Source organism: Microcoleus sp. POL10_C6 (genome assembly GCF_036701585.1).
Classification (GTDB): domain Bacteria; phylum Cyanobacteriota; class Cyanobacteriia; order Cyanobacteriales; family Microcoleaceae; genus Microcoleus.
The window spans coordinates 253,637-272,908 of sequence record NZ_JAUBRB010000001.1 but is presented as its reverse complement, the minus strand read 5'-3'; the positions used below and the strand labels follow the sequence as shown (position 1 = coordinate 272,908).

General features: G+C 46.3%; 17 protein-coding genes. 9 read left to right on the top strand and 8 right to left on the bottom strand.

What is annotated here, in order from left to right:
• Nucleotides 1-667: 667 nt before the first annotated feature.
• Both QUA34_RS01020 and QUA34_RS01015 read right to left on the bottom strand, forming a co-directional pair.
• Complete coding sequence (locus QUA34_RS01020) at nt 668-2,866, bottom strand: protein phosphatase 2C domain-containing protein (RefSeq protein ID WP_333383362.1); 2,199 nt, start codon at nt 2,864-2,866, stop codon at nt 668-670.
• Between the two features lie 175 nt (nt 2,867-3,041).
• Nucleotides 3,042-4,268, bottom strand: coding sequence for an RNA-guided endonuclease TnpB family protein (locus QUA34_RS01015; RefSeq protein WP_333383359.1), 1,227 nt, complete (start codon nt 4,266-4,268; stop codon nt 3,042-3,044).
• A gap of 368 nt (nt 4,269-4,636) precedes the next feature.
• On the opposite strand from QUA34_RS01015, the gene QUA34_RS01010 reads away from it, so the two are divergent.
• Nucleotides 4,637-5,068 carry an NfeD family protein gene (locus QUA34_RS01010; protein ID WP_333051437.1) on the top strand — a complete coding sequence of 144 codons (432 nt, stop codon included), beginning with the start codon at nt 4,637-4,639 and terminating at the stop codon, nt 5,066-5,068.
• A 102-nt stretch (nt 5,069-5,170) separates the two neighbouring features.
• Nucleotides 5,171-6,139, top strand: a complete 969-nt coding sequence (locus QUA34_RS01005; protein ID WP_333383356.1) for an SPFH domain-containing protein — start codon at nt 5,171-5,173, stop codon at nt 6,137-6,139.
• 446 nt (nt 6,140-6,585) lie between these two features.
• Here the strand turns inward: QUA34_RS01005 and cimA are convergent, their stop codons facing one another.
• On the bottom strand, nt 6,586-8,244 hold the full coding sequence (gene cimA, locus QUA34_RS01000) for a citramalate synthase (protein ID WP_445242783.1): 1,659 nt from the start codon (nt 8,242-8,244) through the stop codon (nt 6,586-6,588).
• 75 nt (nt 8,245-8,319) lie between these two features.
• On the opposite strand from cimA, the gene QUA34_RS00995 reads away from it, so the two are divergent.
• Entirely contained in the window at nt 8,320-8,658 is a 339-nt protein-coding gene (locus QUA34_RS00995; protein ID WP_333383353.1) for a 2Fe-2S iron-sulfur cluster-binding protein, read from the top strand.
• Between the two features lie 151 nt (nt 8,659-8,809).
• Complete coding sequence (gene thiO, locus QUA34_RS00990) at nt 8,810-9,907, top strand: glycine oxidase ThiO (protein WP_333383351.1); 1,098 nt, start codon at nt 8,810-8,812, stop codon at nt 9,905-9,907.
• Nucleotides 9,908-9,981: 74 nt separating this feature from the next.
• On the opposite strand, the gene QUA34_RS00985 is transcribed toward thiO, so the two are convergent.
• Nucleotides 9,982-10,449, bottom strand: coding sequence for a hypothetical protein (locus tag QUA34_RS00985; RefSeq protein ID WP_333383349.1), 468 nt, complete (start codon nt 10,447-10,449; stop codon nt 9,982-9,984).
• A gap of 75 nt (nt 10,450-10,524) precedes the next feature.
• Between QUA34_RS00985 and QUA34_RS00980 the strand changes: the two genes are divergently transcribed.
• Complete coding sequence (locus QUA34_RS00980) at nt 10,525-10,650, top strand: hypothetical protein (protein ID WP_333383346.1); 126 nt, start codon at nt 10,525-10,527, stop codon at nt 10,648-10,650.
• Between the two features lie 748 nt (nt 10,651-11,398).
• On the top strand, nt 11,399-12,514 hold the full coding sequence (locus QUA34_RS00975) for a fatty acid desaturase (RefSeq protein ID WP_333323582.1): 1,116 nt from the start codon (nt 11,399-11,401) through the stop codon (nt 12,512-12,514).
• Nucleotides 12,515-12,730: 216 nt separating this feature from the next.
• On the opposite strand, the gene QUA34_RS00970 is transcribed toward QUA34_RS00975, so the two are convergent.
• The gene (locus tag QUA34_RS00970) at nt 12,731-14,479 is read right to left on the bottom strand and encodes an ABC transporter ATP-binding protein (protein ID WP_333383343.1); all 1,749 of its coding nucleotides are present in this window, start codon (nt 14,477-14,479) and stop codon (nt 12,731-12,733) included.
• Nucleotides 14,480-14,807: 328 nt separating this feature from the next.
• On the opposite strand from QUA34_RS00970, the gene QUA34_RS00965 reads away from it, so the two are divergent.
• Together QUA34_RS00965 and groL are read left to right on the top strand one after the other, a co-directional pair.
• Entirely contained in the window at nt 14,808-14,966 is a 159-nt protein-coding gene (locus QUA34_RS00965) for a hypothetical protein (RefSeq protein ID WP_333086364.1), read from the top strand.
• A 30-nt stretch (nt 14,967-14,996) separates the two neighbouring features.
• Nucleotides 14,997-16,688 (top strand): chaperonin GroEL, encoded by a 1,692-nt coding sequence (gene groL, locus QUA34_RS00960; RefSeq protein WP_333208886.1) that lies wholly within the window; start codon nt 14,997-14,999, stop codon nt 16,686-16,688.
• A 430-nt stretch (nt 16,689-17,118) separates the two neighbouring features.
• Here the strand turns inward: groL and QUA34_RS00955 are convergent, their stop codons facing one another.
• Nucleotides 17,119-17,376, bottom strand: a complete 258-nt coding sequence (locus QUA34_RS00955) for a DUF2811 domain-containing protein (RefSeq protein ID WP_050813024.1) — start codon at nt 17,374-17,376, stop codon at nt 17,119-17,121.
• A gap of 298 nt (nt 17,377-17,674) precedes the next feature.
• On the opposite strand from QUA34_RS00955, the gene QUA34_RS00950 reads away from it, so the two are divergent.
• Nucleotides 17,675-17,869: a hypothetical protein gene (locus tag QUA34_RS00950; RefSeq protein ID WP_333383340.1), complete on the top strand. Its 195-nt coding sequence runs from the start codon at nt 17,675-17,677 to the stop codon at nt 17,867-17,869.
• Nucleotides 17,870-17,925: 56 nt separating this feature from the next.
• Here the strand turns inward: QUA34_RS00950 and QUA34_RS00945 are convergent, their stop codons facing one another.
• Both QUA34_RS00945 and QUA34_RS00940 read right to left on the bottom strand, forming a co-directional pair.
• The gene (locus QUA34_RS00945; protein ID WP_333383337.1) at nt 17,926-18,087 is read right to left on the bottom strand and encodes a hypothetical protein; all 162 of its coding nucleotides are present in this window, start codon (nt 18,085-18,087) and stop codon (nt 17,926-17,928) included.
• A 171-nt stretch (nt 18,088-18,258) separates the two neighbouring features.
• The gene (locus QUA34_RS00940; protein WP_333383334.1) at nt 18,259-18,918 is read right to left on the bottom strand and encodes a class I SAM-dependent methyltransferase; all 660 of its coding nucleotides are present in this window, start codon (nt 18,916-18,918) and stop codon (nt 18,259-18,261) included.
• Nucleotides 18,919-19,272: the final 354 nt, after the last annotated feature.

The following is a 19,272-nucleotide window of genomic DNA, read 5'->3' as shown; positions in this document are numbered from 1 at the left end:
TATAGGTTGTGCCTGCGAGGTTGGGTACGCGCAAACGTTAGAATAGTTTAACGGTTATTTGAGAAAAACTGTTAGGCGTAAGATTTTTGTTATTTTTAGCCTGGTAATTATAGTTAATAAATTGTGCGTCGTCAATATAAAAAAAGCTTATCTTGTTAGTTGCTAATCGCTAATTGTTAGCTGCATGGAGATTATTAAGCATTTTTAACTACTTTTTGTAGTGATGGCTGACTTTTTAGCCATCTTGTTTCTGCAAGCGGACTATGATACAAAATCATTAACTGTGATGGAGCATCTCATATTTGTAAAAACACTTCTTCTGGCTCCTTCCTTCTGCCTCAAAACTTTAATTTCTAGCTTTGCTGCAAAAGTGAGATGCTCCTCTGTGAAGTGTGATTTATATACAGCGTATTCCAGGTTTATGAAGTACACCCCAGAAACCAGGTTTCTTTACAGTTCTCGCATCCTTACTGATTCTGTTCAAAAAACCCGGTTTCTCGCGAGCTACATCTACATGGAATATGCTGTAAATCAACAACCTCTACCAGAAATCATTCCATTTACACTGGAAAAGTTTTCCCGAATTTGGATAGTAGAGAGCTGCGACGCTCGAAGCATTATTTTGTAAGCTCAAAAGTCGATTCGGGCGACGGCGAGAGACTCTCGCTTACTCCGCTGATGGCAAAGGAGTTTCCGCTTCTTCGGGCGGCGCAATTTCCGCAGGAGTCGATTCCGGCGACGGCGAGGGACTCTCGCTATCGGGCAGCGGAATTTCCGCAGGAGTCGATTCGGGCGACGGCGAGGGACTCTCGCTATCGGGCGGCGGAATTTCCGCAGGAGTCGATTCCGGCGACGGCGAGGGACTCTCGGCCCCGGGCGAGGGACTCTCCGAAGGACTTGGGGCGGGAGTTTCCGGCGGTGGTGGAAGTTGTGCGGGATCTGGCTGCGGGCTTTGGAGGCTTTGCACCCACAAACCTAAACCGCCGCCGGCTAATATCAGCCCCAACACCCCCAGTAGGGGCAGCGGCAGCTTGGAGCGCCGTTTTTGAACTGGTTCCGGGGCGGGGGAAGTTTCGGGGTACAACAACTGTTTGGACGATTCTGAAAGCTGAGATTCTGGAATCCTCCCGGACTTCTGGAGGGACGCAGCGACGAGGGAAGGCGGCAGCGACACCGAGGCTGACACTGGCGCTGACGCCGGCGCTGAGGCCACCGCCGGATCAAACAGTACCAATCTCTCCGGCGACATCCGACAGTGAGTCGCTACCACGGAGGTGTTGTCATAACCATTTTTCTCGTTGGCGAGACGAATCCAAGACTGAACTGCCGCTTCCAAAGACATTTTGCCCTCAAGCACCTCTGGGCCATAATTCTCCCAAGATTTCTCTACCCAGTCGTTGTCGCTCAAACCGTCGGAACACAGCAGCAGTAAGCCTTCCTCTTCGACAATAAATCGCTGAATCGTCGGGCGCAGGAAATCGGCATCCCGCGTGCCCAAAGCTTGAGTCAGGGCTCCCGCATCGGATCGCAGTTGAGTCTCCCAGTACAAACAATGTCCTAGCTGGACTTCCCTTGAGGCTACGTCGTCGTCCACAGTCAGCCGGTGACAGTAATTTTTGCCAATCCAATAAGCGCGGCTGTCTCCAACATTGACTAAATAAAGTTCGTGGCTGTTATTCGAGGGCAAATCCTCGGAAATTTTCACTTTTTGAGGCAACTGGAGGGCCATCACCAAAGTCGTCCCCATCCGTTGCCGCAACTCTTTTCCCTGCTCATTATTTTGAGCGGAAATCACATTATTCACAACTCTGACTATTTCTTCAAGTTGCTTGATGACCATTGTTGGCGTCATCAATTCTTCTTGTTGAGCAATTTCTGCGAGCAAATTTTGGATTAAAGCTTTCAGGGACTGCACGGCTAATTGACTGGCAACTTCTCCTCCTTCGTGGCCTCCAACCCCGTCGCAAACCATTGTCAAGTAAGGAATTAGTTTCTCGCCCCCTGAAGTTTTGCTAAATTGAAAATCAGCAGCAACCGGATAGCAACTGTCTTCATTTTGGGAGCGCTGTGGCCCGGTATCAGTCATGCCGACTACTTCTAAGTGCAGAGGCAATTGAGCGGCTTGTTCTAATAGTAAATCGTTTAGTTCCAGGGCGATCGCCTCGAAATTCATGCTGCTGCGGCGCATAAACTGACAAATCTCTCCGAGTTTCGACTGCACCTCGGGTTGCGCTGATTCCACCAAACCTGACCACACATCTCCCAAATCCCGCAGCGTCGGTACAAAATTGCCCCGGTGCAGTTCCAGCAGGCGTACCCGCCAACCTTCCACCCGCAAATTTTCCGGTACCAGCAAACTCGAAGCGACTCCCTGTTCCGACAGCGGCGCCCACAGTTGGAGCATTTGCCACAACCAGTAAACTTGGCGCGCGGCGGTTGTCCCAGACCAAGATTCTAAAATAGAAGGATACAGGCGACCGAAATTATTGATGGGCACATTTTGCAACAACAGCACTTCTGTGGCTTCCGGTGCTTCCCCAAGCGAACAAAAACCGTAGACTTCCGGCGTATGCAGCCGTTGGGGATACAAATGCAGGTAAGGCATAATCGTATCCGGCAGTTGTTCCGGGACGCTGGGAGGCAACGCTGGACGGCTGTCGAGCCAGATTTGGGGTGCAATGACAAAGTATCGATCGGCTATTACCTTACCCGTCGGCACTTCCTCGGCTGCTTGCCCCACCACCCACACATAGCGATAAATTAAATCCGTTTCGCACGCTGCACAGTGCTGGCGGCCAAAGGTATTGCGGGGATCGGGACAGCTAAGACTCGGGCAATAAATGGGTTCGGAGAAACTGCTGATCATATCGAAATAGTTTGTGTAAAAACATTCTGAAGATATATAATTCGCAAGCTCAAATTCATGAGCTTGAGAATAAACTGATTTTAGCCCCTATCAATTTCTTAACTGCCTTTGGGCCCCTAGAAATTGTAGTTTCTGCCAGTCTGCACCGGCTTAAATTGTAATTTAAGTTAGTGAACTACCACACATCAACTGCCGGAGCAGTATGATGTGGGCTTCCCAATTCAAGGGCAACAGCCTCGGCAGCAGTGGACTTGCGTCCATACTGTTTTGGTCTTACATTGCCTCCAAAGGCAGTAACGCTGGTTCCCAACGCCAATATCCGTAAGCCTTCGTTTCTGATGTTAATCGCCGCGTTGATGTCTCTATCGTGTCGCGATTGGCAGTGGGGACAGTTAAATTCACGGACTGATAGATCCATTTTTGGTATTGGCAGTAAAGTATTTGAGCAAAGATGTGACGAAGGGAAAAATCTACCTACTTCTAGGTAAACTTTGCCTTCTGCCTCTGCTTTGTACTTGAGCATAGTGCAGAACATCCCCCAACTAGCATCACTTATTACTTTGGCTACATTGTGGTTCTTGACCATGTTCTTTACTGCCAGATTTTCGACAACAATAACTTGGTTTTCGTTGACTATCTTACGGGATAGTTTATGTCGGAAATCTTCACGCACTCTGGCTATTTTTGAATGCACCTTGGCAACAGCCCGTTTAGCTTTGCGACGTTTGTTAGTCGTCTTATCCTTTTTACGAGATAGCTGACGCTGTTTGCGTTTGAGGTTGCGTTCGTGTTTCTTGAGATGTCTGGGATTTTGATACTTTGAGCCGTTAGATGTGACAGCAAAATCAAGCAGTCCCAAGTCTAGGCCGATGGCTTTACCCTCTTCATCGGCTGTCGGTGACTCCAGCCCATCCTCCATTAACAAGGAAGCGTAATAACGACCGTCAGGCATTTTAGACACCGTGACAGTTCTTAATTTGCCAACAGTATCACGATGAATTTTGGCTTTTACGATGCCAAGATTTCCTGGGAACTTAATCGAGGAGTTACTCAGAATTTTGACGTTCTGAGGGTACTGCATTGATTGTCTACCCTGACGCTTTTTGAATGTAGGGTACTGTGCTCGACCATCAAAGAAGTTGATAAAAGCTTGAGACAGATTCAGACAAGAAGATTGGAGGCATTGGGAATAGCATTCTTTGAGCCACTCATGCTCCTTTTTCCAGACTGGAATCTGTTTCTTCATTGTTAAGGCAGAGATACCTTTCCCAGTTTCTTTGTAGGTCTGGGACATAGTAGCAAGAGACTGATTCCACACCCAACGAACACAGCCAAACGCCCCGGTCAAATGACTTTGTTGTTCTTTTTTGGGATAGATTCTGACCTTGAGGACTCTTAACACAATACTTTTACCGCAGTTCTGCTAACCATGATAACATAGAGCCAGGAATAGAGTAATGGATTTGTTCGTTTTCTCATACACCGCCTCAATCAAAGAGAGAATCGCTTGTCAATTTATTTGGCGGTGCAATCGTCAACTCACTCGACTCTCATCCCCAGGGTAAGTCGAGTACGACTTACCCTGTGGGGAGGTCCGTCTGCCTAGCTAAACTCAGACTTGGAGTACGGTATAAGCCTCAACCTGATACCGTGGCGCGAAAAATCGCTCTGAGGGCCAGCAAGTCGCAAACCCTTGCAGAGTCAGTTGTTTGCATTTCTTAAATCTTAAATTTCCAATCTAAGATCTAAATAGTATCACCTATTCTTTTTATGATCTTGACTCCGACGCTCCTTTGGCTGATAGCTGGGTCTTTGCTCTGTTTGGCAGAGCTATTTCTCCCGACTGCTTTTGTCGCTTTTATGATGGGACTGAGCGCCTTCGCCGTAGCTGGATGCTCTCTAGTTCTACCTTACGTTAATTTACAAATTTTCCTCTGGATGGTATTTTCGACCGTTTTTGTGCTGCTGTCTCGGCGGTTGATACCAAAAGGCACCGCAAGGGCGATCGCAGATTCTCAGGAAGCAAAAACTTTAACAGAAATTCCCCCCGGAGAAGCCGGCCGAGTCATTTATGAGGGGAATTCTTGGCAAGCTCGCTGCGAAGACACGAAGGCCACTATCCCCCCCAACCAAAACGTAATTGTCGTCGGACGAAAAGGCACTACTCTGATAGTTTTGCCAGAAAATCTCTTGCATTCTTAAACAAAATGCGTAATTAATTACAGACAATTAGTAGTTAGTCATCAGTCTTTAGTCAACATTTAACATTTAACACTCAACACTCAACATTTATAGGAGGCGACCGTGGAACAATTTTTTTTACTTGTCTTTTTAGCACTCGGCGGCTCAGCCCTCGCAGGTTCCGTCAAGATTATCAATCAGGGAAATGAAGCGCTGGTGGAAACTTTAGGTAAATACAGTGGCAGGAGACTGGAACCCGGTTTGAATTTTGTCAAGCCGTTTCTCGATCGCGTCGTGTACGAGCAAACAATTCGGGAAAAAGTCTTAGATATTCCTCCGCAAGCTTGTATCACCCGGGATAACGTTTCCTTCACGGTTGATGCTGTGGTTTACTGGCGCATTGTAGACTTGGAAAAAGCTTGTTACAAAGTAGAAAATCTCCAGTCAGCAATGGTAAATATGGTGCTGACTCAAATTCGCGCCGAAATGGGTCAACTGGATCTCGAACAAACCTTTACTGCTCGTTCTCAAATTAATGAAATATTGCTCAGAGATTTAGATATTGTTACTGATCCTTGGGGAGTGAAAGTAACGCGGGTAGAATTGCGCGATATTATCCCTTCTAAAACTGTACAGGAATCGATGGAATTGCAGATGGCAGCCGATCGACGCAAGCGGGCGGCAATTCTGACATCCGAGGGCGAACGCGAGTCAGCAGTTAACAGCGCCAAAGGTAAAGCAGAAGCGCAAGTTTTGGATGCAGAAGCGCGCCAAAAAGCGACTATTTTGGAGGCGGAAGCTCAACAAAAGGCGATCGTCCTGAAAGCTCAAGCAGAACGCCAAAGTCAGGTTTTGAAAGCTCAAGCTACTTCTGAGGCCTTGCAAATAATCGCCAAAACTCTGCAAAATGACCCCACTGCTCGCGAAGCTTTACAATTTTTGTTAGCTCAAAACTATCTCGATATGGGCTTGAAAATTGGCACCAGCGACAGCAGCAAGGTGATGTTTATGGACCCGCGCAGCATTCCCGCCACGCTCGAAGGAATGCGATCGATCGTTGGGGAAGGTAATAATAATGACGTGAAAAAGTAGGGGAGCATCTCATATTTGTAAAAACACTTCTTCTGGCTCCTTCTGCCTCGCAGCAAGAGAGCCTCCTGCCTCAAAACTCCAATTTTGGGCTTGGCTGCTTTCATTGAGATGCTCCCAAAAGTAGGGGAGCATCTCACATTTGTAAAAACACTTCTTCTGGCTCCTTCCTTCTGATATCGTTTCCGGTTGCATCGGAATCATAAAATCGAGTCAACAGTTAACACTCAACTATTCAGTTTTTCGACCCCTCCTTCTACAGTCAACAGTCAACAATCACGGACGGTGTAACCGGAATTGATATGACTCTTTCCTCCTGCCTCGCAGCAAGAGAGCCTCATGCCTCAAAACTCCAATTTTGGGCTTGGCTGCTTTCATTGAGATGCTCCCCTTGGTATTTGGTATCTATTTAAACATCGATCTTCAGGCAACTTCTCTTGGTCGTTAACCTAATAACTCGACACAGTTAAAACGATCGCCTCCCTATCTCCCAACACCAAACCATACTCCAAACCTTCAACAACCGCCTGATAAGAAGCATCCAAAATATTACCAGAAACCCCAACAGTTGTCCAGCGATCTTGACCGTTGCTAAACTCAGCCAACACGCGAGTTTTAGCAGAAGTTCCGGCACATCCGTCCAGAATTCGCACCTTATAATCTGTTAAGTTAAAATCAGTAATTGCCGGATAAAAATTCCGCAAAGCCTTCCGCAAAGCCGCATCAAGTGCCGAAACAGGCCCGTTTCCTTCCGCGCATTCCAGAATATCTTGACCGTTAACAGTCACTTTCACGGTTGCTAAAGAATTAACTGTTTCCTCCTTACCTTTATCGCAGTGAACTTGAAAACCTTTGATTTCAAATAAATGCTTCCGCTTTCCCAAAGCCTCCCGCATTAACAATTCAAAAGAAGCCTCAGCACCCTCAAATTGATATCCCTGACTTTCCAAATCTTTCAATTTTTCCAAAATTTGGCGGCAAGCAGGATTTTTGCGATCGAGATCCATGCCAAAAGTGCGCGCCTTCGCCAAAACATTGCTCAAACCGGCTTGATCCGAAATCACAATTCGCCGCCTGTTGCCAATTTTTTCCGGTTCCAAATGTTCGTAAGTTAACGGATTTTTTTCAACAGCCGAGACGTGAATTCCGCCTTTGTGAGCAAAAGCCGAAAGACCCACAAAAGGAGCATGATCATCGGGAGCCAGATTGACAATTTCGCTAATCGAGCGACTTACTTGAGTTAATCTAACTAATTGCTGGTCTTCAATGCAATCACAACCTAACTTTAGCTGAAAATTTGGAATCAAAGAACATAAATCCGCATTGCCGCAGCGTTCGCCGTAACCGTTAATAGTTCCCTGTACCATCCTCACTCCTTCCCGCACAGCAGCCAAAGCATTAGCAACCGCAACTCCTGAGTCGTTGTGAGTGTGAATTCCTAATTGTAAAGATTTTTCGCGATTGGTTCCTAAAGCTTCTAAAACATCACGAACAACCTGACTGACTTCGTGAGGTAAAGTACCCCCGTTAGTATCGCAAAGCACCAGCCATTCTGCACCGGCATCCGCCGCAGCTTCTAAAGTTTTAATAGCATAATCTGGATTGTGTTTGTAGCCGTCAAACCAGTGTTCGGCATCGTAAATAACGCGCCTTCCCTGACTCCGCAAATATTCAATTGTATCTCGAATCATCGCCAAATTTTCTTCTAGCGTCGTCTTCAAACTTTCAATAACGTGCAAATCCCACGACTTGCCAAACAGCGTCACCCAGCGAGTACCGGCGGACAAAATAGCCTGCAACATTTCATCATTAGCTGCCGTAGTTCCCGGCCGCCTAGTCGAACAAAAAGCTACAACTTCTGCTTGAGTTAGGGGCTGTTCTTTGAGACGCCAAAAAAATTGTACGTCTTTAGGATTTGCCCCCGGCCAGCCGCCTTCAATAAAGGGAATTCCTAAGCTGTCTAACTGTCGAGCAATTCGCAGTTTGTCTTCGAGAGATAAGGAGAGTCCCTCGCACTGAGCACCGTCTCGCAGCGTGGTATCGTAGATCCAGAGCCGATTTGTCATGGGAAATTGCGATCGAGAAATTGGTAATATATCACTTACCATATTAGATGAATTTATTTGAATTTAATGCGATAATATATAGGAAAATTAACATAAATCTAACTGGGGTAAATTGCTGTGGTCAAGGTACAAGCGCAAGGAAAAACATTTGAGTGCGATCGCGGAGCGAATCTCCGTGAAGTTTTGCTCAAAAACGGCATCGATCTCTACAACGGCAACGCCAAAGTCATCAACTGCCACGGCCTCGGCACTTGCGGCACCTGCGCCGTCACCGTCGAGGGCGAAGTTTCCGAGCCCCAGTGGCGCGAAAAAGCCCGACTTTCGGTTCCTCCCCATTCTTCCGCCTCCAACCGCCGTTTGTCCTGCCAAACCAAGGTTTTAGGCGATATTAAGGTGACAAAATATGACGGTTTCTGGGGTCAAGGTTCTGAAACTGTCTGGAAACCCCAAGCATAGATTTTTTGTTAAGGAAGGCAGATAGGACGATCGCCTTGCCAGATAATCTGTAAGACTTATGCAAGAATTCTAACTGTAAGGTGCACACGCGGCACCTTACCATAAAGAAATCCGAGAGGTTAAAAAACCCAGAAAGTCCATATAAAAGTTAATGAATTCATCTAAAGATATTCTGATTATTGGCGGCGGAATAATTGGCCTTTCGCTAGCAGTTGAACTGAAATTGCGAGGGGCATCTGTCGCAGTTCTCACCGCCGATTCTAAACAACCGACGGCCCGGGCTGCGGCGGGAATGCTTGCCCCGCAAGCCGAACGAATTCCCCCCAGTCCGATGCTGGATTTGTGCTTGCAAAGTCGCGCACTGTATCCTGCCTGGGTGGAAAGGCTAGAAGATATTACCGGATTGAAAACGGGATATTGGCGATCGGGAATTCTCGCACCAGTTTGTCAAAATGAGCCTCAAGAAAAGCCACTTTTGTCAAACCTTAATTATCAATGGTTGGACAGAGATACTGTTCGCCAGCACCAGTTTGGATTAGGTCAAGAAGTAATTGGCGGTTGGTGGTATCCTGACGACGCTCAAGTAGACAACCGCGCTTTATTTCGGACGCTTCAGGCCGCAACTAAAGAATTGCAGATTGAGATTATTCAAGGCAGTGCAGAGGAAATCATTCGGCAGAAAAACCGAGTTTTTGGAGTAGAAACAACGGCAGGAAAATTACAAGCTGACCGTTATGTTTTGGCTGCGGGCCCTTGGTCTGAGAAATTACTGGATATTCCTGTTTTTCCAAGAAAGGGACAAATGCTGTCAGTATGTGTACCAGAAGATAGGGGAGTTATCCAGCCCCTGCAAACCGTTATATTCGGGACTGGCATTTATATTGTGCCACGTCAAGATGGCAGAATTATTATTGGTGCAACTAGCGAAAATGTCGATTTCACGCCCGGAAATACGCCTGCAGGAATCCAAAGTTTGCTAGCAGGAGCGATTAAGTTATATCCCGAATTACAAAATTATCCGATTCTGGAGTTTTGGTGGGGATTTCGGCCGACTACGACCGATGAATTGCCGATTTTGGGTGCTAGTGCTTGGGAGAATTTGACATGGGCTACGGGGCATTACCGCAATGGCATTTTGTTGGCTCCGGTGACGGCTAAATTGTTGGCTGATTTGATTGGGAATCAGAAATTAGATCCGTTATTGGCTGCTTTTCATTATTCGAGGTTTGGAGCTTCAGCACTTACTTGAACCTCTATACGGAGGGTGCAGCGTACCTTACTGCTATAAGAGGCGCATCCAACCATTTTTTAGTAAGTCTTGAATTAGTTCGCATCCTGTTTTTTGGGTTGGTTTAATTCCCTGCATTTAGCGGCAGCCAAATCGTAAGCATTTTGGTAATCGCTACCGCCTAACATCAAATCGCCGTAATATTCATAAGGTTGATTGCCATAAATCGGCAGCGGGTCGTCTTCAGGATAATCTTCTTTTGATTCTTCTAGGATTGCTTTGAGTTTCTTGACGCTGAAGCGCTGGACTGGGAAGTAATGAATGTCTTGAGCGATGAAACCGAGATGGGGAAAGGTTGGGTCAATAATTCGCTCGTCGAGTTCAATCCAGCTATATTCGATGGGTTTATATGGCACTCCCGGCACGGCTAAAAAGCCTTGAACATAAATCGCGCCCTCAGTGGCTAACGCTGCTTTACAGGCGTTGTCAAAGCAGTTTTTACGGTTGCTTTTGATGCGAGTCGCCATTTCAATAGAAAGCGTCTCATCTAATAGTTCGGTCATAACCCATTTCTAATCGCGTGTGCGATTAGATTGTAGCAAATCCGAGCTATCTCCGAGCACAAAAAACGCAGGTAATTGCGATCGCTCCTCAAATTCTCTTCTCAAGGAATTGAGCCAAAAGCCTCTGCGGTTCTGGATGTTGTGTCAGCTTTGGTTTCCGAGATGGGCCGTTTGTCGATCGCCCCTATAGCCCGCCAATAAAAAGTTTTCGCCAGTAGCCCAACTTTTGAGCGTGCGATCGAGTTGGGCTAGAACCCGGTACAGTAAAGTGTGGCACAGACGATGCAAGCAAAAATAGTGGCATAAATTACTGAATGGCGTCCAACCAACCAATGATATTCATGCCTTCCGGTGCAGCGATTTGTTCGGCGGCTGACAGGCTTCACAGTTTTTTCTGTAAACAAAGCAGAGTTGTGATAACCTCATAAATGTGCAAAAATCGGTTCCAACAAAAAAACCTTTGGAAGAAACGGGGAAAGTCCGGCGTAAATCCGCCCCTGTCCCGCAAATGTGATGAGATTATACAGTCCTACGGTTCCGCATCACTTGCAATTCCTAACTGAATTATCGCTAACAGATTATCTGTAACGACTGTCAAGAGAGCCATCCGCTATCTCAATTTTGCTTCAAATCCTTGCGACATACCATCCCACCCAAGAAATTATTCTGCTAACAAATGACGGTCAAATAGAAATCGATTTTCTGCAACAATTAGAAATTACTCTTGCCCTTTGTTATGAGCAAGTACGTCAATGCTGGGATTAATTTCAGCTTGGCGAAACCATCCCAAGGAGGATATAATGAACTAAATATTATCAGCAATTTTGTAAAGTAGGGGCAAATTTTTAACCGCAATTAAGCCAATTACCTGCAATAAAACACTGCCAAAAATACGCATCCTATCCTGATGGTAAGCTAAGCACTTATCCACACACCCTAGATATACTGAATGAAAAACGCGATCAAAAAGTCGGATTTTGTGCTAGCTCCTTATATGAAGAGCAACAATTTGACAGCTACTTGCCAAATACTCAATACAGTGGTTCCTTATATATTCTTATGGTTTTTAGCCTTTAAATCTGCGGCCATTTCTGTATTCCTGCTGCCGCCGATAATGGTGTTGATGACACTTTTTTCAGGACGTTGTTTCTCTTTGATGCACGATTGCGGGCACTATTCTCTTTTTAGTTCCAAAAAAGTCAATCGCATTATGGGTTTTCTGCTAGGTATCATCAATGCGATTCCTCAGTACCCCTGGTCGAGGGGGCACGCTTATCACCACAAACATAATGGTAATTGGGATATGTACCGAGGCCCTTCGGCGTTGATATCCACTGAACAATTTGCGACGCTAAGTCCCTCTAGTCAAAAAATCTATCAGTTACTCAGACACCCATTGATGCTTTTTCCAGGTGGTTTTTTCTATCTAATTATTAAGCCAAGACTCGCCCTTATATTGGGAATTACTGGTTTTATCAGACATATTTTTGCTTGTATAACTAAAGATTTTGGCATGGGTTTATTTGCAATCATTGCTTCTTATAAATCCAAACATTGGTATACGACGGCTGAATTTTGGGATTTACTGTTCAACAATATTTGTGTTGTTGGTAGCTGGATTTATCTGAGCAACTTACTGGGGTTTGGCTTTTTCTGGAGTGTTTACTCAATTGTCATGACTTGTTCTGCAGCGATATTTATCTGTATTTTCTTTGTACAGCATAATTTTGACGGTTCCTACGCCCACAAAACAGAGGGCTGGGACTATCTGCTGGGCGCAATAGAAGGCAGCAGTTATCTGAAATTACCAACTATTCTTAATTGGTTTTCGGCTGATATTGCTTACCACAATATTCATCATCTCTCTGAGCGAATACCTAACTATAATCTTCGGGCTTGTCACAATGCTAATATTCACCTGCTGGCTAATTCAAAATCACTGACAATTCGCGATATTCCTGACTGCTTCCAATTCATTCTTTGGGATGCTGCTTCAGATAGTCTGCAATCGATTAAATTATTTCAACAACAAGAAGAAATTCCCTTGAGTAATGTAGCTAATTAAAATCGGTGGGCAATAAATTTGCTTGCTTCTTTATCCCCACCATCCTATGATCTCGTTTCCGGTTGCACCGGAATTATATAGAGGACACAGCAGTGCTGTGTCCCTATACGGATTAATTGTAGGGACACGGGACACTCGCGGTGTCGAAAGCTGTGGGTAATATTAATTCCGATGCTAGCTAGCGGATTTGATATAAATCAAAGCATCTGTTACTTGTCAATGCAGCAATTCCTCTAATTTTTGCTGGTTCCACAAATACTGATAAAGCCCTGTTTGCCCTACCAATTCAAGGTGAGTGCCACTCTGAACTATTTCTCCTCTCTCCATCACAAAAATGCGATCGGCACTGGCCGCCGCTGACATTTGATGCGAGATAAAAATTACTGTTTTGCGATCGGTTCCCGTTGCCAAGTTTCGCAAAATGTCGGTAGCAGTTTGATTGTCAACGCTGGAAAGAGCGTCATCCAAAATTAACACCGGGGCGTCAACTAACAAAGCGCGAGCAAGTGCCGTCCGCTGGCGCTGTCCACCCGATAAAGTAATGCCGCGCTCGCCAACAACTGTTTTGTACTGCTGCGGAAAGTTGAGGATTTCGGCGTGAATTTGCGCTTGTTTTGCTGCGGCTTCAATCTCCGGCTGTTCCGCTAAAGGGTTTCCGTAGCGGATGTTATTCTTGATGGTAGTGCCGAACAGAAAGCTTTCTTGTGGAACGTAGGCGATCGCCCCGCGCAATTCTGTCAATTTTACCTCGGTAATATCCTGTCCGTCTACAAATAACTGACCCCGATCGATGTCCAGCAGTCTGGGCAGTGCATTAGCTAAAGTTGATTTTCCTGAGCCGATCGCCCCGACAATGGCGACAGTTTCGCCCGGTTTTATGGTAAAATCAACATTTTTAAGCGCGGGTGTGTTAGCACCCGGATAAGTATAATTTAGATGGCGAGCCGCAATTTCGCCTTTGACTGGAGTTGCCAGTTCCACTGCGTCGGCAGCATCCTTAATTTGCGGTTCCACAGTCAGAATTGATTCGATGCGATCGACACTCACTTCTCCCCGCTGGTAAGCAGTAATTGTGAAACCCAACAGCGCCGTCGGAAACACCAAACGCTCGACATAAATCAGCAACGCCACAAAATCGCCAATGCTAATTTGGCCATTAGCAATTGCCCCGCCACCAGCAGAAAGCAGCACCAACAAACTAATGCTTGCCAAACCGCCCAGCAGGGGAAAAATAAAGTTTCTAGTTTTTGCTAATTCTAAATTTGCTAATAGCAACTTCGCATTGGAATTGCGAAAAGCTCGGCGTTCGTTCTCTTCTTGAGCGTAGATTTTAATTACGGACATCCCGCTCATATCTTCTTGAATTAAATCGCTCATCGCCGACAATTCCTCTTGCACGGCTAACTGTTGGATGCGAAGTTTGTCGCTAAATAACTGTACCAAAACCAGCATTAAAGGATAAACTGCGATCGCAAACAGTGTCAGCCTTACATTAATCCCCAGCATCACCGGCAAAGTCAAAGCATAGGCAAATGCCGTATTCGCCAAACTCAGCACCGCAAACCCCACCAAGCGCCGAATATTGTCCAAATCGGAAGTAGCGCGGTTAATTAAATCTCCTACCGTATTGGCTGCAAAATAAGACGGTTCTAATGTTAATAAATGATTAAATATTTGCTGTTTGAGATCAAATTCGACTTGACGCCCAACGCCAAACAGCAAAATCCGCGACGCCATCCGAATCACCCACATAATTGAGGCGAGAAGCAGAATTAGTGCCACGAAATTGAAAACTTGGTCAAATTTAGTCGCAATTTGCAGAGTGTCAACTGAATTCCGAATCAGCAGGGGAATGTAAACGCCCACAGCATTGACAACTAATAGCGAAAAAATGCCCCAGAATGTTGGCTTCCAGTGCGGGCGCATATAAGAGCCGAGTTTTTGCAGTCGAGAATAACGAGCCATAGGAAGAAGGAAGAAGGAAGAAGGAAGAAGGAAGAAGGTTCGGCAACGAGCAATGTACGGGATGTAACGGATGGATGCTGAAGGAAGAAGGAGTCTTCCCCAAGGTTTTCAGCAATTAACAACGTCCTAATAGTCTTGGCTGTTGTGTTGCTATAGAAGGTTGAAGTTTGAAAAATAAGAGAAGCTCTATCGAAAGGTAGATGACCGAAAACACAAGTTAAGAAATTTTTAATAAAAATTCTGCTTTGGGATAACGTGCCATCAAAATTAGGTTTTGGTATTAACTAAAACCTGATTATATCGATATGTAACAAACCACATTATATCTGTGGGAACACGAGATATGTGGGGACACGGCAATGCCCTGTCCTTAGCCACCCGGAACGATCGCCCCAATCTCCAATCCGTCCCCGCAATCCCCCACACCGTTGAGTCGCGCTACAATCAAAAATCGATCAACTTAGCACTCAGCCTCAGAGAGTGCTAAATTTGCTAATGTAAGTGATTGGAGACAAACATGACCAAAATAGTTGCATTTAGCGACAAATCTCGGCGGGCACTAGAACGCGGCGTCAATCAACTCGCCGATGCTGTCCGCATCACCTTGGGCCCGAAAGGCCGGAACGTCCTATTGGAAAAGAAATACGGCGCTCCCCAAATCGTTAACGACGGTATCACCGTTGCTAGGGAGATCGAACTCGAAGACCCCCTGGAAAATGCCGGCGCTCGCTTAATTCAAGAAGTCGCCTCCAAAACTAAAGATATCGCAGGCGACGGCACAACAACCGCAACGGTTCTAGCTCAATCCCTCATTCGCGAAGGTTTGAAGAATGTCGCTGCAGGCGCAAACCCAGTCGCGCTGCGCCGGGGTATTGAAAAAACGATCGCCCACTTGGTGCTGGAAATCGAGAAATTGGCGAAACCCGTCGAAGGGGCTGCAATTGCTCAAGTCGCCACTGTCTCCGCCGGTAACGACGAAGAAGTCGGCGCCATGATTGCCCAAGCCATGGAAAAAGTCACCAAAGACGGCGTAATTACTGTTGAAGAGTCGAAATCTCTGACAACAGAATTGGAAGTTGTCGAAGGGATGCAGTACGATCGCGGATATCTTTCTCCGTATTTCGTCACTAACACCGATCGCATGGAAGTTGAGTACGAAAACGCTCGCATCCTGATTACCGACAAAAAAATTAGCTCGATTCAAGAACTCATTCCAGTTCTCGAAAAAATCGCCCGCACCGGTCAACCCCTGCTAATTATCGCCGAAGATATTGAAGGCGAAGCTTTGGCAACTCTGGTAGTCAACAAAGCCCGCGGCGTATTGAACATCGCAGCAACGAAATCTCCTGGTTTTGGCGAGCGGCGCAAAGCTATGCTTCAAGATATCGCCGTTCTTACTGGCGGTCAACTGATCTCCGAAGAAGTCGGACTCAGCATCGATACCGCAACCCTAGAAATGCTCGGTACCGCCCGCAAAATTACGATCGACAAAGAAAACACGATCGTTGTTGCTGGCGAAGAACACAAAGCTGACGTGCTAAAACGGATCGAGCAAATCCGCAAGCAGCTAGAAGCGACGGATTCCGACTACGACAAGGAAAAGCTAACCGAACGCATCGCCAAACTCGCCGGCGGCATCGCTGTAATTAAAGTCGGCGCAGCTACCGAAACCGAGCTCAAAGACCGTAAACTGCGTATTGAAGACGCTTTGAACGCTACTAAAGCTGCTGTGGAAGAAGGTATCGTTGCCGGCGGTGGCACGACACTAATTCACCTGATTACAAAAATAGATGCGATCAGAAATACTTTAGACGCCGAAGAACAAGTAGGCGCTGACTTGGTGAAGAAAGCTTTGGAAGCACCTTTGCGTCAAATCGCTGATAATGCGGGTGTTGAAGGTTCGATCGTCATCGAGCGAGTGCGGGCGAGCGAGTTCAACATTGGCTACAACGCACTCACCGACGTGTACGAAGATATGATTGCCGCCGGGATTATTGACCCGGCTAAGGTAGTGCGATCGGCTTTGCAAAATGCCGGTTCCATCGCTGGTATGGTTTTGACCACTGAAGCTGTGATTGTCGAAAAACCCGAGAAGAAAAAAGCCGGCGGCGACATGGGCGACATGGGCGGCATGGGCGGCATGGGCGGCATGGGCGGCATGGGCGGCATGGGCGGCATGGGCGGCATGGGCGGCATGGGCATGATGTAGTCTTCAGCCATGAGTTTGTAGTCTGTAGAGTGCGCCATAAGCACCATGGGTGTAAACAAGCGCGTCTTATTTACTACCCGTCTACTGTTTGACGATTAAGGCAGTTTATCCCCCCGGCATCCCCTGATTGTCCGGGGGGATTTTTCATTCTCTTGTAGGGGCAATCTCCCGTGGTTGCCCCGATATTTGAAACACCGATTCCCTTGTCCGTGGAGGGGGTAGGCACGGGGGCACTACCCCTACAAAACGATGATTTCCCTGAGAATGAAACCGGCCTGCTTCTTAAGGGAGATGCAATGGGGCTCAGCATTAAGCTATGAGCGATAGTTCTCAGGGATTTTAAGCTGAAGTTGACAGCTATGCAGTGCGCGCCCTCTCGATGAACTAAAATCCTTCCCAGAAACCGCGTCTCCCCCTCTCCCCTTATCCTTTAAGACGACGGAGTTACATTGTTGCTGTGCAAGTCTTGAGGAGATTGAAACAGAGTTTCGAGATAAACTCTCGCAGCTTGGCGATAACTGCGCGAAGCTTCAGGCGTACCGCTATCGGCATTCTGCAACAAAAACAGCGACAGCGCCGCGCAAAATACTCGGTCTAGATCCCATTCGGGATGGGTTTCCAGGTAAGTTTTGAGAGAATCGTGCAGCGTTTCGGGAATTTCAGCAAAAATACTGACTGTTGGGTTCATCATTTTTTTTAGTCTCGCTAATAAATTGAAAACAGAACCCCCCCTTCGGCCGGATACAGGTGCAGGCACAGCCGAAATCAGAGCGCTTTTTTTTAGGTCGGTCGCATCATTGTGCGCTATGAGGGGGTGGGTTTGTCAATGTTGCGAAATATTACAAAGTCCTTTAGATAAAAAAAAGGTTTACCAAATAATAAGCTTTTTAGGGCATTTTTTGTTACATATCTTTATGTAGTGGGGGGTTTATAAGTAATTAGCCAGCAAGTTAAGGAAATCCCCAATTCCGCAGCAAGATGCTACCGTGCCGTTAATTTCTGTGGAAAACTTTGTCGGATCTGTGGAAAACCTCAGACTTGCCTGTGGAAACGCTGTGGAATGTTTAGGGAAAAGTCAGGGAAAAAATAAGAATTGCAAAGGGCATGGGGCATCGGCCAAACAGGGCATCGGCCAAACAGGCCATCGGGCATCGGCCAAACAGGGCATGGGGCATTGGTAGCAAATAGCAAATAACTAATGACTGTTGACTACTGACTACTGACTACTGACTACTGACTAATGACTTCCTAAGTGCCACTCTGCCGCTTGTTGCCGGATGGTTGCCAATTCTGTTGGCGGCATTTTGTCGAGATTGGCTAAGAGAACACTCATGGGACCGATCGACTGAAATTTGTCCCGGTGGCGCGCTAGGAAATCCCAGTAGGGAAGATTTATCATCGGTGCAGTTGATAGCAGCTTGGTTCTGCCAAAGTCGATCGCCTAAGATCCAAACGCCGACCGTCATTTTATTTGTTTCACCCTTTCACCATAAAAGTTATCTTTTACTTTTCATGAGGGCTGGTCGTTTATTCAGAGAAATTAATGGGCTGAAAAATCACCCCTCAAAACTCATGATTTCTCCGCTTGTGGCGAGAACTTACTAGAGCATAACATTGATTTCCAAAGATAGGGACACCGACCAGCAAATTTAAATTTTATGTCCGTGTATCCTTCAGATGTTAATAACTTGGTCAGCGTCTCTACTGAAAAAAATTTAATGTGACCGTTATCCCAAAGAACGGTAAAATGTTGATCTAGTTTGCCAGAAACCGCTAAAGCCAGATTTTTTAAATAGCCGTGATAGGGTGTGGAAATAATTAGTCTTCCTCCCGGATTGAGGCATCTTTTTGCAGTTTTTGCTAGTTCTTTAGGATAAAGCAAGTGTTCGATTACTTCAATAGCTAAGACAACATCAAATGAGTTCAGAATATCGATATCTGGAAGGTCGTAAATATCTGCTTGGATAAACTGACAATCGGGGAAACTTTGACGGGAGATGGCAATTCCGGGCGCAGAAGTGTCAACGCCGACAACTTCGCAGCCGTGCTCTGCGATAACGTGACTGAGGCTGCCATTGCCGCAGCCGAGATCCAAAACTCGGAGTTTTGTCTTGCTGGTATGCTGAAGTGTCGCCAGCATTTCTAAAAGGGGAGATATCAAATAAGCGTGATGATATCTCGGACGGTTGTTTGTGTAATAATACGTATAATTGCTAAAGTTTTTTTTCATCGATTAAGCTATGGAGATTATTGCCGAGACCGCGAATTTACGGAGCGTGGGTGCACTGTTTGGGCCAAGGTTCCCCACATTAGGGTTGTCAGAGTCGATCGGCAGCTCGATCGTCTCATTCTTTTTGTTTGACAGGTGAATTATTGTCACTGAATCAATCGGATGGCAAAAGAAATATTTGACAGGGTGCAAAATCTCGCATCGCCCATCTCTGGCCCATCTCTCGAAGGCCTTGGGAAAGAAAAAGTCCGATCGAGCAAGAATGATCTCTGTACACTAGCCGGAAACCGAACTTTTTGCCTGTTAATTGGGGGCGAGTGCATCTATGCGATTCTAGCTTCAAGCCACTGCGGT